This window comes from Azospirillum sp. UENF 112521, assembly GCF_058780665.1.
Genome location: NZ_JBSNCI010000003.1, coordinates 593,175 through 605,518 on the forward strand (window position 1 = coordinate 593,175; position 12,344 = coordinate 605,518).

Consider the following 12,344-nt stretch of genomic DNA (forward strand, 5'->3'; position numbering starts at 1 on the left):
CTTGTGCTCCATCTTATTCCGGTGAAGCCGGCCGCCCATGGGTTGGGTGGCCGGCCAGGGTGGCGCTGCGCCTCAGAACGACCGGATCATGAAAACGAGCATCCATTGAACGCTTCGGCCTTATCGTCGGCCTGAGGGGCCTCGCATGTAATGGCGTTCGGGCCGGTAGGACGGACGGAACCAGGACGGGAAGCGGGCCCGGACCCATGCGCGCAACGCGGCGAGCATGTCGTTCATCTCCTTGTCGTTCTCATTTCGTACGGTTGCGTCACTTCAGGCCCAATGCCGTGCGCACGGCCGCGGCGCCGTCCTTGCCGTCGCGGGTCGACACGCCGGCCAGCCAGGGGCCGAGCAGGTCGGGATGCGCCTTCAGATGGTCGGCGGCAGCGTCCTTCGGCGCCTTCTTGTCGTCCGTAATGGCGGCCATGATCTCGTTCTCCATCCCGACGGTGAAGGCGAGCTGGCCGAACAGGCGGTGGACATTCGTGCAGTCGTTGCCGTAGCCGCGCCGGGACAGGGTGTTGACCGTGGTGCTGCCATAGTTCGGGCCGAAATAGGCGTCGCCGCCGCTGAGATAGGTCATGTCGATCCGGGTGTTCATCGGGTGCGGCTGCCAGCCGAGGAAGACCACCCAATCCTTGCTGCGGGTCCGGCGCACCGCCTGGGCCAGCATGGCCTGCTCGCTCGATTCGACCAGCGTCCAGCCTTCCAGCCCGAAATCCTTCTTGTCGAGCATGCGCTGGATGTTCTGGTTTGCCGGCGCCCCCGGCTCGATCCCGTAGATCTTCTTTTCAAACCGGTCACCGAACCGGGCGAGGTCGGCGAAGCTGTGCACACCGGCATCGGCCACTGCCTTCGGCACCGCCAAGGTGAATTTGGCGTTCTCCAGGTTCGGTCGAACGATCTCGACGGATTTCTCGGCGATCAGCTTGTCGAGGAAGGTGGATTGGGCCGGCATCCAGTTGCCGAGGAAGACATCGATCTGCGCGGTCTTCAGCCCCTGGAAAATGATCGGTACGGCGACCGTCTCGATCTTCTGCTGGTAGCCCAGCGCGCTCAGCAGCGTGCCCGCCACCGCATTCGTCGCGGTGATGTCGGTCCAGCCGGGATCCGCCATCCTCACCGTCTGGCAGCTTGCGGGTTCCGCCGCCGATGCCGCCGACAACCCGGCCGCCATCCCGAACACGGCCATCAGGCCGGCCAGCGCCGCACGCCCTGCCGCCAAACCGCCCTTTGCAACCCCGGGTCCATGCATGCTGCTTTCCCTCCTGTCGGTTGACGGTCGAGTTCCGGCGCGCCGTCGCGCCGTCCTACTGCGCAGGGATGCCGGGGCGCGGGAAGCGCGCCATGGCTTCCAGATCGTCGAGATCCAGATGGTTGCGCATATAGCTGGTGCCTGCATCGGTGAAAGGCTGGAAATCCCAGGAGCGGTGGTGCCCCTGCCGCAGCGCGTCGGCGACCAGAAGGCGCAACTGCTGGCTGGCGACGACCTCCTCATGAAGACGCGCCAGATTCCAGCGCCGGTCCACCTCGGCGCGGTAGTCTTTCACGGCATTGGCCGCCGCCGAGCCGGCGGTGGGCTGCTCCGCCCGGTTGGTCAGCTCGTCCGGATCCTCGGACAGGTCGTAGAGCTGGTCGGGATCGGCCGGCGAATGGATGAATTTCTCGCTTCCCCGCCGGATCATCACAATCGGCGCCACGGCGCCTTCACCCAGATATTCGCCGATCACCTCGTCATGGCCGCCGCTGCGCTGAAGGTGCGGCAGCAGGCTGCGCCCGTCGATGGGGGTCCGCAGGCTGGTCGCCGCCCCGTCATGGGCGAAATCGACCAGGGTCGGCAGCAAATCCATAGACGAGACCGAGGCGGCGACCCGCCCGGCCTGGAACCAGCCCGGCGCCCGGACGATCAGCGGGATGCGGCAGGCGGACTCGAAGAAGCTCATCTTGTACCACAGGCCGCGTTCGCCCAGCATGTCGCCATGGTCGGACAGCAGGACGACGATGGTGTCCTCGGCCAACCCGGTTTCCTCAAGCACGGTCATGAGCCGGCCGATCTGGTCGTCGACATAGGCGACGGACCCGTAATAGGCGCGGCGGGCATTGCGGATTTGCCGTTCGCTGAGCGGCATCTCGTCCATGGCACAGACATGGCGCAACCGCCGCGAATGCGGGTCCATCTCGTCCGGCGCCAGTGTGACGCGCGGCAACGGCACCTCCGCGTCGGAGTGGCGGTTCCAGTAGCGCTCGGTGATGGCGTAGGGGTCGTGCGGGTGGGTCAGCGACACCACGAAGCAGAAGGGCCGTTCCCGCCGGCCGCGGGCGATGTCGTACAGCTTGCGCTTCGAAGTGAAGACCACCTCCTCGTCGAAGTCGAGCTGGTTGGTGCGCAGGCAGGGGCCGGCATCGCGCACCGAACTCATGTTGTGATACCAGCTCGGCCGCACATCGGGCCTGGTCCAGTCCGGCGTCCAGCCGAAGTCGGCCGGGTAGATGTCGGTGGTCAGCCGTTCCTCGAAGCCGTGAAGCTGGTCGGCCCCGCAGAAATGCATCTTGCCGGACAAAATCGTCCGGTAGCCCGCCAGCCGCAGATAATGGGCGAAGGTGGGGACGGTGGAGGGGAATTCGGCAGCGTTGTCGTAGGCGCCGATGGCCGAGGGCAGCCGTCCCGAAAGGAAGACATAGCGCGAGGGGGCGCAGAGCGGACTGTTGCAGTAGGCGTTGTCGAACACCACGCCGCTTTCCGCCAGCCGGTCGATGTTCGGTGTCCGCACCGTCGGATTGCCGTAGGCGCCGAGCGCCTGCGGGATCATCTGGTCGGCCATGAGAATGAGGATGTTGGGACGCCGCACCATATCCGCCTGCTTCATACCGTCTGTGGACAGATCGTTCGAGGAGGATAGAATTGACCAAGCCGGCAGGGAGCGTGAAGCCCCTGTCTGATCATGCTGGCATGAAGGGTGCTCATGGGAAAGGACCGCCTGCCGCCGCTGCGCACCCTGCTGTTCTTCGAGGCCGCCGGCCGGCTGCTCAGCTTCAGCGCCGCCGCGCGCGAGCTTGCCTGCACCCAGTCGGCCGTCAGCCACCAGATCGGCTGGCTGGAGGCCGATCTGGGGACGCCGCTGTTCCGCCGCCTGCACCGCGGGGTGGCGCTGACGCCGGACGGCGTGCGGCTCTACGAGGCGACGCGCGACGCGCTGGACGGCATCGGCGACGCGGTGACCCGCATCCGTGACCGGCGCCGGCCGGGCGTGCTGAACGTCGCCACCGATTTCGGCTTCGCCGCCGGCTGGCTGCTGCCGCGTCTCAGCGCCCTGCGCCAGCTGCTGCCCGAGCTGGACGTGCGGATCGTGACGATGCAGACCGCAATCGACCTGCGCCGCGAGGCGGCGGACATCGCCATCACCTTCGGGCACGGCCATTGGCCCGGCTGCGAGGCGGAGCTGCTGTTCCCGGAACGGGTGCTGCCGGTCTGCAGCCCGGCCTTCCGGGCGAGCCGCGCGCCGCTTGCCGCCGGGGGCGCCGGCAGCCCGGCCGACCTGTCGTCGCTGCCGCTCCTGCATCTGGAAAGCGTCGGGCCAGCCGCGTGGCTGTCCTGGGGCGACTGGTTCACCCTGTACGGGCTGCCGATGCCGGCCGGCGGCCAGGAGCTGACCTTCAACAACTATCCGCTGGTCCTGCAGGCCGCGTTGATGGGCCAAGGGGTGGCGCTGGGATGGAGCCCGCTGATCGACGACCTGATGCGGGACGGGCATCTGGTTTCCCTGCTCGACCGGCCGATCCAGACGGAACGGGGCTATTTCCTCGTCGTGCCCAGCCGGCGCCGACCGGACGAACGCCACGACCGCTTCCGCCACTGGGTGGTCGAGGAAAGCCGGCGGGACGCAACCGCTTGATCGCGGGCGTCCGGCTGCGCCCCGCTCATCACAGCAGGCCGCCCTCGCGCAGCCGTCCGTCCAGCTCCTCGTTGTATCGCTTCAGCGCGTGCTGTTCGGTGAGCAGCCCGATCACCCGCATCCGGTCGGTGCCGTCCACCACCGCCAGTACGTCGCTCTCCGCCGTGGCGAAGCTCTTCATCGCCTCGCGGATGTTGACGTTGGGCAGCAGCATGTCGGTCTTGAGGCGGATGAGGTCGGCGAGTTCGACCGTCTCCGCCGTCTCGCGGTGGGCATCGGAGACGAAGACGATCCCGGCATAGCGGTCGGCCTGATCGACGACGATCACCCTCTGCGTCGCCCCCAGCGGGAAGGCGCGGCGGAACTGGGCGAGCGTCTGGTCGTCGCGCACAGTGCGGACATCCTTGCGCATCATGCGCCCGACCGTCAGGTCGCGGATCCAGCCGACGTCGGCGGCGCTGCGGATCGACTCGCCGCGCAGATGGAAGCGCCAGGTGGCGAAGGAATAGCCGAAGACCCGCCGGACGGTGATCGACGACACCACCGCGGCGGCCAGGACCGCGATGGTCAGGGGCAGGCTGCCGGTGACCTCCAGGGCGAGGAATGCCATGGTCAGCGGAGCGCCGAGCACCGCGGTGGCCATGGCGCACATGCCGACGATGCCGATCACCACCGCCGGGATGGTCAGCCCGACCGCCAGCATCCAGCCGATGGCGACCAGCTTGCCCAGCATCGCCCCCAGGAACAGCGAGGCGAAGAACAGGCCGCCACGGAAGCCGGACCCGATGGAGATCGCCGAGGCCAGCGCCTTCAGCCCGATCAGCGCCAGCAGGACCGGGGCGGTGTAATAGGCGTTGAAGCCGACATGCAGCGCCCCGTGGCCCGACGACAGCACCACCGGCGTGGCGAGCGCCAGCAGCCCGATGCAGCATCCGCCGACGACCGGGCGGGCCCAGGCCGGAACGCGGCTTCGGTTGAAGACCGCCTCCACCAGCGCGACCGTCCGCATCATGGCGATGCCGAGCAGGGCGCACAGCACGCCCATCAGGCAGACCAGTGCGTAATCGGCCGCCCCGAGACTGCCGGCGAAGCCGACCTGCAACGACGGCTGCGGCAGGATCAGCCGCATGACGCCGACGCCGGTCATGGCGGCGACGCCGACCGGGGCCAGGGTGGAGATCGAGTAGCTGGCGATCACCAGCTCGAAAGCATAGAAGGCGCCGGTCAGCGGCGCGTCGAAGGCCGCCGCGATTGCCGCGGCGGTGCCGCAGCCGACCAGCGTGCGCAGGTCGCCGCGCCGGACATGGAAGATGCGGCCGAGCTTGGATGCCACCATGGCACCGGCCTGGGCATAGCCGGCCTCCATGCCGACCGAGGCGCCGAAGCCGTTCGACAGCATGGTTTGCAGCACCAGCAGCAGGCTGCCGTGGATGGGAATGCGCCCGCCATGCAGCGCATTCGCCTCAACCGGATCGATGATAGACAGGCGGGGAAGCCGGGCGAGCAGCCAGCCGAGCCCCGCCATCAGGCCGCCCCCGGCGACCGGGACCAGCGCCGCCCGCCAGGGATCGACGGCGGCGGCCCCGCTGACATCGTGGCCCTCCACCGCGAACAGGATGTGATGGAGCGACTGCACCGCGGTGACGATGGCGGCGACGAGTCCGGCGGAGACGATGCCGATGCCGGCGGCCAGCACCGCCAGCCAGATCTCGTCGCCGCGCACGAAGGCGCGCAGCCAGGCAGGAGCCCTGATGCCCGGATCCTGCTGTTCCGGACGGGACAGCCTGGCTTTCGGCGAGTGGAACATGCGACGGCGCGCCGCCTCCGGCGTTGGAGTGCGTGGACGGCCCAGCCGTCAGCCGAGCATCGCCTGGGCATACAGCTCGGCGATGTGCGCGGTGACCGGCCCCGGCTTGCCGTCGCCGATCTGCCGGCCGTCGATCCGCACCACCGGCGTGATGCCGCCCAGCGTGCCGGTGACGAAGGCTTCGTCGGCAGCATAGACCTCCGCCAGGGTGAAGTCGTGCTCGCGCACCGTGCGGCCGTCCTTGCGGTAGAGATCGATTGTCTTGGCGCGGGTGATGCCCTTGAAGTTGAAGCGGCCGGTGGAGGTCCAGAGTTCGCCCTTGCGGACGATGAAGAAGTTGGTCGAGTTGCAGCTCGCCACGAAACCGTGGGGATCGAGCATCAGCGCCTCGTCGGCCCCGGCATTGATCGCCTGGATCAGCGCCTGGATGAAATTCAGCCGGCTGTGCGAATTGAGGCGCAGGTCGAAGACGTCCGGGCCGCTGCACCGGATGGTCGAAGTGAACAGCGTCAGCCCCTTGGCCTTCGATTCCGGCTTCGGCGCCTTGTATTCAGCGATGATGACGATGGTCGCCTGCCCCAGCGCGAAGCGCGGATCCTGGTTCGGCGTCTTCTTGCGGCCACGGGTGACCATCAGGCGGATGTGGGCGCCGTCGGTCATGCCGTTGCAGTCCAGCGTGGCCTGGATCGCCGCGACCAACTCCTGGCGCGTCATGCCGATGTCGAGCTGGATGGCGTTGGCGCCCTCGTACAGCCGATCCATATGGTCATCCAGCGCCAGGATGCGGCCCTTGACCAGCCGCAGTCCCTCCCACACACCGTCGCCCAGCACGAAACCGGCGTCGAAGACCGAGATCTTCGCCTCGTCGCGCCGGAAGAACGCGCCGTTCACATAGATCAGCACCTCGTCGTTGCGGCTGTCGTCGACATAGCCCTGCGAACTCGTCTGGCTGACCGTGCTGTTGGAAACCATCGTATGTACCCTTTCCCGGCGGCCACCAGCTTTGCGCCGCCTGTTTTTACGGATGCTCTCAGAAGGAAAATTCGGTGAAACGTTCCAGGAAGGCGCGCGTGCGCTCCTGCTTGGGATGCTTCAGCACCTCGTCCGGCGTCCCGACCTCGTGGAAGACGCCGTCGGCGAGGAAGATCACCTTGGTGGCGAAATGATAGGCGAAGCCAAGCTCGTGGGTGACGAGCAGCATGGTCCGCCCCTCCTCCGCCAGTTGCCGGATGACGCGCAGCACCTCGCCCACCAGCTCGGGGTCGAGCGAGGAGGTCGGCTCGTCGAACAGCAGGATTTCCGGCTCCATGGCGAGCGCGCGGGCGATGGCCACCCGCTGCTGCTGGCCGCCTGACAGCCGTCCGGGATAGACGTCGGTTTTGCCGCCCAGCCCGACCTTGTCCAGCTCGCGCAAGGCCCTCTCGCGCGCCTCCGCCTTCTTCATCCGCTTGACCGTGACCAGCCCTTCCATGGCGTTCTCCAGCACGGTCATGTGCGGGAACAGGTTGAACTGCTGGAACACCATGCCGACGCGCTCGCGGACCCGGCACAGCTCGCTTTCGGGATAGCGCACCTCGTCGGGTTTGCCGGCGGATGTGCGGCCCAGCGGCGTGCCGTCGAGCGCGATCCGGCCGGATGTGGGCATCTCCATGAAATTGAGGCAGCGCAGGAAGGTGCTCTTCCCCGATCCGCTGCCGCCGATGATGGCGACGCGCTCGCCGGCGGCCACGGAGAAATCGATCCCCTGCAGCACATGCAGCGCCCCGAACCATTTGTGGAGGCCGGATACCTGCAGGATGGGCGGGCGGGTGGAGTCTGGCATGGACGGAGTCTCCGCTTGCATGACGGTCAGCCCTTGCCGGCCATGCGGCGTTCGAGGGTCATCGACAGGAAGGTGGCCGGATAGATCAGGACGAAATAGACAACCGCCACGGTCGTAAGGATTTCAAAGGGACGGTAGTAGGTCGAACTCAGCAGCCGGCCCTGATACATCAGCTCATGGACCGACAGCACGGAGGCCAGCGACGACATCTTCGCCACCTCCACCGCGCGGTTGGTGAAGGCCGGCAGCATCAGCTTGAAGACCTGCGGCAGGACGATCCGGCGCAGCACATCGGCGTGCCGCATGCCCAGCGCCTTCGCCCCTTCCCACTGGCCGCGGGCGATGGACTGGATGCCGCCGCGGAAGATCTCCGCCCCATAGGCCGAGGTGTTCAGCGCCAGCGCGAGCAGCGCTGCCGTGAAGGGCGACAACTGCACCCCGATCAGGATGGGGAAGGCGTAGTAGAACCAGATCAGCTGGATCAGCACCGGCGTGTCGCGGAACAGCTCGATGTAGACGAGGCTGCCGCCGCGCAGCAGCCGGCTGCGCGACAGCCGGGCGAGCGCCAGGACGAGCCCGGCGGCCAGCCCGATGGCGAGGCTGGGCAGCCACAGCTCCAGCGTCACCACGAAGCCGCGCATCAGGATCGGGAAGGTCTCCACCACCAGGGCGAAATCGAAGGCGTAATCCATCTGCCGTTCTCCTCAGCGGTAGGCGGTCAGCCGCGCTTCGGCGACCCGGGCCAGCGCGCTGCACGAGACCAGCAGCACGAGATAGAGCAGGGCGACGGCGGTGTAGACCTCCAGCGGCCGGAAGGTTTCGCTGTTCACCATCATCGCCTGATAGAGCAACTCGCCATAAGCCAGCGTCGAGGCGAGCGCCGTGGTCTTGATCAGTTCGAAGGAACGTTCGACGAAGGGGGCGGCCATGCGCGTCGCCGCCTGCGGCACCACGATGCGCCGCATCAGCTGCGTGTGGGTCATGCCCAGCGCCTTGGCTCCTTCCCACTGGCCGCGCTCGATGGAGCGGATGCCGCCGCGGAACACCTCGGCATAGAAGGCGCCGGACTGGGTGGACAGGGCGAGCACGGCGGCGACCAGCGGGTCGAGGCTGATGTTCAGCACCACCGGCAAGGCGTAGAAGAACCAGAAGAAATGCACGATGGGCGGCGTGTTCCGGTAGAACTCGACAAAGACCGCCGCCGGCAGGCGCAGAAGCCGGCGCGGCGACAGCCGCAGCAGAGCCAGGACCAGCCCGACGAGGACGCCGAAGACGATGGCGATGGCAGCGATCTTCACCGTGTTGAGCAGACCGTCGAGCAGCAGCGGCCATCGCGTCAGGACCGGCGAGAAATCCCATTGGTAGCTCATGCGGCGTCCTCAGATTTCCAATGGCCTCGGGCTGTCAGTGCCAAGCTTCCTTGATCAGGCCCGGAATCTTCGAGGCATCGACGTTCTTCGACTTCAGGTAGCCGGCGAACAGTTGATCGGGGACACCGTCGGCATAGAGCGTCTTCAACTGTCCGTCCAGCCAGTCGCGGAAGGCCGGGTTCTCCTCCTTGCGCAGGCCGACGCTGGTGGCCACCGGCTCGACCGGTTCGGGCAGGATGACCTTGCCCAGGCGCAGGCGGGTCTGCTGGACGACGAGTGCCGGATGGAACTGGACGGCGACGTCGATGCGCTTGGCGGCGAAGGCGGCGATGGTCTCGTCGTTGTTGGAGAAGCGGTTGATCGCCGCCTGCTTCACCAGCGCCGTCACGTTCTTGTCCAGCGAGGTGCCGAGCGTCACGCCGATGCGCAGGCCCGGCTTGTCGATGTCCGCCCAGCTCTTGATGGTCGAATCGCCGGCGACCAGCGCGCCCATGGCATAATAGAAGAGCGGGGCGTCTGGGAAGTCGATGGCCTTGCGCCGTTCCTCGGTCGGGTCGAGGACGAACATCAGGTCGATCTGGTCGGCCTGGAGCGCCCCCACTGCGTTGGCCCAGGTCGTCTCCACCGGAACCAAAGTGGCGCCGAGGCTGGCGGCAAGCCGCTGCCCCATCGCCACGCCGACGCCGGTCCAGGTCTCGGTCATCGGATCCTTGAAGAACCAGGGCTCGGCCGAGGTCACGCCGATGCGCAGGCGCTTGCTCTCCTTGACCTTGTCCAGGGTGGAAGGCGAGGCGGCGAGCGCCGGCAAAGCCGACAGTCCGACGGCGGCAGCAGCGGTGGCGCCGGCAGCAAGGCCGAGCAGCGTCCTGCGGCCCATGTTCCACTGGTCGATGGTCATCGTAAACCTCCTCTGTCCGTTCGTCGTTTTTTCGTGGGTTCGGTCGGAAGCGTTCCGTCAGGGACTTTGGGCGGCAGCGCGGGCCTCGCGGCCCCGCAGGAAGTCTTCGGTCTGCCGGCCGCCACGGGCCATGTGGTCGGTGATTTCGGACTTCAGCGTGTCGAAATCGTCGGAAAGAGCCATTTCCACATAGCGGTCATGGCCGTCGCGGCGCGGGCCGCGGATGCCGTGTGCGCGGTGGTGCGCCGCCCAATAGAGCTGCAAGCGTCCGCGGATGCTGTCCCAGGTCCGGATCAGCAGCTTGTGCCCGGTTGCCTCATAGACGAAGCCGTGCAGTTGCAGCTCGGCGACGATGCTGGCGGCATCGTCCTGGGCGTCGATGCAGGCGGTGAGCGCGTCGTGCCGGGCAACGAGTCCCTGGCGGAACGCTTGGTCCCGTCGCGCCCAGATCTGCTCGAAGGCGAAGATCTCCAGAGTGACGCGCATCGAATAGATCTCGCGCACGTCATCGACCGACAGGCCGACGACATGGGTGCCGGTGTAGGGCACGGCGACCAGCAGCCCCTCGTCGATCAGCTGCCGCATGGCTTCGCGCAAGGGGCCTCGGCTGACCCCGAACTGGTCGGCAAGCACGGTCTCGACGAGCTGTGCGCCGGGCTCGATGTCGCCGTTCAGGATCGCAGCCCGCAACCCGTCCGCGATGTGGGCACGGAAGGTTGCTTTCGGCACACGCGCCAGGACCGATCCCGCAACCTTGCCTTTTGCTCCGTCGGACATGCGCCCTCGCCGTAGACAGTCGATTGTTGACAATGTGAGCCGTGACGATGGACCTGTCAACCGACATTGCTTCGTAATCGAAGGACCATGGTGTGGCGACCATGGTCCTTCGCACGGCGTCGCCGCCGATGGCGCGTCAGTAGCCCAGCGCGCACCCGTCCTTCCGGTGGTCGGAGCCGCCCAGCAGGATTCCGCGCTCCCAGTCGATGGCGATGGCCTGGGCGCCGCCGATGGCCCCGCTGGGTGCCGTTACTGCGAAGCCCCGGCGGGTCAGTTCCGCCCCAGCCCTGTTGCGAATGGCCGATTCCGCTTCCACGGTGAGGGTGCCAGGCAGGGGGAACAGGCGCGGCAGGTCGATGGCGCTCTGGATGTCCAACCCATGGTCGAACAGTTTCGACAGGAAATGGGCGTGGCCCTTCGCCTGGTAATGCCCGCCCATGACGCCGAAGGTCAGGCTGACGCGGCCGTTTTCGGTGACCATGCCCGGAATGATGGTGTGCATCGGCCGCTTGCGCGGCGCCACCATGTTGGGATGCCCGTCAGCCAGGGAAAAGCTCTGGCCACGGTTGTGGAACAGCACGCCGGAGCGCGGCGCCATCAGCCCGCTGCCATAGGGATGGAAGATCGAGCTGATGAAGCTGACAGCCGTCCGATCCTTGTCGACCACGGCGATGTAGACGGTGTCCTTGTGCTCGACAGCGTCGAACACTCTGCCGATCTCCAGCGCGCGGGCGGTGTCGATGCGGGCGGCCAGTTCGTCGGCCAGCTCATCGGACAGCAATTGATCGACCATCGACGGTCCGGCCTGCGCCGGATCGGCCAGGAAGGCGTCGCGCGCGGCATAGGCGAGCCGCGTCGCCTCGATCTCCACATGCAGGCCGTCGGGGTCGAGCGGATCGCCGGCGGGGCGGAAGCGCTTGAGGATGTTCAGGATCATCAGGGCGATGATGCCCTGTCCGTTCGGCGGGCATTCATGGATGGTGCGGCCGCGGTAATCGGTCCTGATTGGCGTGACGTACTCACCCCTGGCCCCGGCGAAATCCTCCAGGCTGTGGAAACCGCCCGCCGCCCGCAGGCACTCCACCATGTCCTCGGCGATGGCGCCGCGGTAGAAGGCGCCCGGCCCGTCGCGTCCGATGGCCTCCAGCGTGTTGGCCAGCAGCGGCTGGGTCTGGACGGTACCGGCGGCAGGGGCCTCTCCGTCCACCAGGAAGGTGGCGGCAGCGGCCGGGTTTTGGCGGAGCAGATCGGTCTGCAGGCCGAGGTCGTGCGATACCCGCGGGGTAACGGCATAGCCCTCGCGCGCCATGGCGATGGCCGGAGCGAAGATCTCGCTCAGGGGCAGGCGGCCATGGTCGGCGACCAGCCGCGCCCAGGCATCCACAGCACCCGGAACCGTAACCGCATGTGGGGAGTGGCGGTCGAGAGCGGTGACGCCCGCCGCCCGCAAGCGCTCCAGCGTCATCGCCGCCGGGGTGCGGCCGGAGCCGTTGTAGGCGCGGATGTCGGTCCTACCCTGCGGGGCGACCATGGCGAAGCAGTCGCCGCCGATTCCGGTCGAACCCGCTTCGACCACGCTCTGGACCGCGCAGGCCGCCACCGCGGCATCGACGGCCGTGCCGCCGGCCTTGAGGATTTCGACCGCCGTCAGGGTTGCCGCCGGATGCGAGGTAGCGGCCATGCCGTTGCGCCCCATGGCGAGCGACCGGCCCGGTTCTTCGAAGTTGCGCATGGTCTCCGTCGACTCCCCGATGTTGGTCTTTGGGAGTATGGTATA

11 protein-coding genes are annotated in these 12,344 nt (G+C 67.5%); 1 reads left to right on the plus strand and 10 read right to left on the minus strand.

Annotation, left to right across the window (positions count from 1 at the left end; translation table 11 throughout):
* Positions 1 to 268: 268 nt before the first annotated feature.
* Both choX and betC read right to left on the minus strand, forming a co-directional pair.
* Positions 269 to 1,255, minus strand: a complete 987-nt coding sequence (choX, locus tag ACWPN8_RS18425; RefSeq protein WP_199237625.1) for a choline ABC transporter substrate-binding protein — start codon at positions 1,253 to 1,255, stop codon at positions 269 to 271.
* Between the two features lie 55 nt (positions 1,256 to 1,310).
* Positions 1,311 to 2,867, minus strand: coding sequence for a choline-sulfatase (gene betC, locus ACWPN8_RS18430; RefSeq protein ID WP_492241738.1), 1,557 nt, complete (start codon positions 2,865 to 2,867; stop codon positions 1,311 to 1,313).
* Between the two features lie 96 nt (positions 2,868 to 2,963).
* Between betC and ACWPN8_RS18435 the strand changes: the two genes are divergently transcribed.
* Entirely contained in the window at positions 2,964 to 3,893 is a 930-nt protein-coding gene (locus tag ACWPN8_RS18435) for a choline sulfate utilization transcriptional regulator (protein WP_492241739.1), read from the plus strand.
* A gap of 28 nt (positions 3,894 to 3,921) precedes the next feature.
* Here the strand turns inward: ACWPN8_RS18435 and ACWPN8_RS18440 are convergent, their stop codons facing one another.
* The 8 genes from ACWPN8_RS18440 to ACWPN8_RS18475 all read right to left on the minus strand — a co-directional run bounded on the left by ACWPN8_RS18440 (position 3,922) and on the right by ACWPN8_RS18475 (position 12,299).
* Positions 3,922 to 5,700: a chloride channel protein gene (locus ACWPN8_RS18440; RefSeq protein ID WP_492241740.1), complete on the minus strand. Its 1,779-nt coding sequence runs from the start codon at positions 5,698 to 5,700 to the stop codon at positions 3,922 to 3,924.
* Positions 5,701 to 5,748: 48 nt separating this feature from the next.
* Positions 5,749 to 6,672, minus strand: coding sequence for an aminotransferase class IV (locus tag ACWPN8_RS18445; protein ID WP_492241741.1), 924 nt, complete (start codon positions 6,670 to 6,672; stop codon positions 5,749 to 5,751).
* A 58-nt stretch (positions 6,673 to 6,730) separates the two neighbouring features.
* The gene (locus ACWPN8_RS18450; RefSeq protein WP_109448036.1) at positions 6,731 to 7,522 is read right to left on the minus strand and encodes an amino acid ABC transporter ATP-binding protein; all 792 of its coding nucleotides are present in this window, start codon (positions 7,520 to 7,522) and stop codon (positions 6,731 to 6,733) included.
* 26 nt (positions 7,523 to 7,548) lie between these two features.
* Positions 7,549 to 8,214, minus strand: coding sequence for an amino acid ABC transporter permease (locus ACWPN8_RS18455; protein ID WP_376963023.1), 666 nt, complete (start codon positions 8,212 to 8,214; stop codon positions 7,549 to 7,551).
* Between the two features lie 12 nt (positions 8,215 to 8,226).
* The gene (locus tag ACWPN8_RS18460; protein WP_492241742.1) at positions 8,227 to 8,892 is read right to left on the minus strand and encodes an amino acid ABC transporter permease; all 666 of its coding nucleotides are present in this window, start codon (positions 8,890 to 8,892) and stop codon (positions 8,227 to 8,229) included.
* Between the two features lie 34 nt (positions 8,893 to 8,926).
* Positions 8,927 to 9,790 carry a transporter substrate-binding domain-containing protein gene (locus ACWPN8_RS18465; RefSeq protein ID WP_199237624.1) on the minus strand — a complete coding sequence of 288 codons (864 nt, stop codon included), beginning with the start codon at positions 9,788 to 9,790 and terminating at the stop codon, positions 8,927 to 8,929.
* Positions 9,791 to 9,847: 57 nt separating this feature from the next.
* Positions 9,848 to 10,567: a GntR family transcriptional regulator gene (locus tag ACWPN8_RS18470; RefSeq protein ID WP_492241743.1), complete on the minus strand. Its 720-nt coding sequence runs from the start codon at positions 10,565 to 10,567 to the stop codon at positions 9,848 to 9,850.
* 136 nt (positions 10,568 to 10,703) lie between these two features.
* Positions 10,704 to 12,299 carry a gamma-glutamyltransferase family protein gene (locus ACWPN8_RS18475; protein WP_492241744.1) on the minus strand — a complete coding sequence of 532 codons (1,596 nt, stop codon included), beginning with the start codon at positions 12,297 to 12,299 and terminating at the stop codon, positions 10,704 to 10,706.
* Positions 12,300 to 12,344 lie beyond the last annotated feature (45 nt).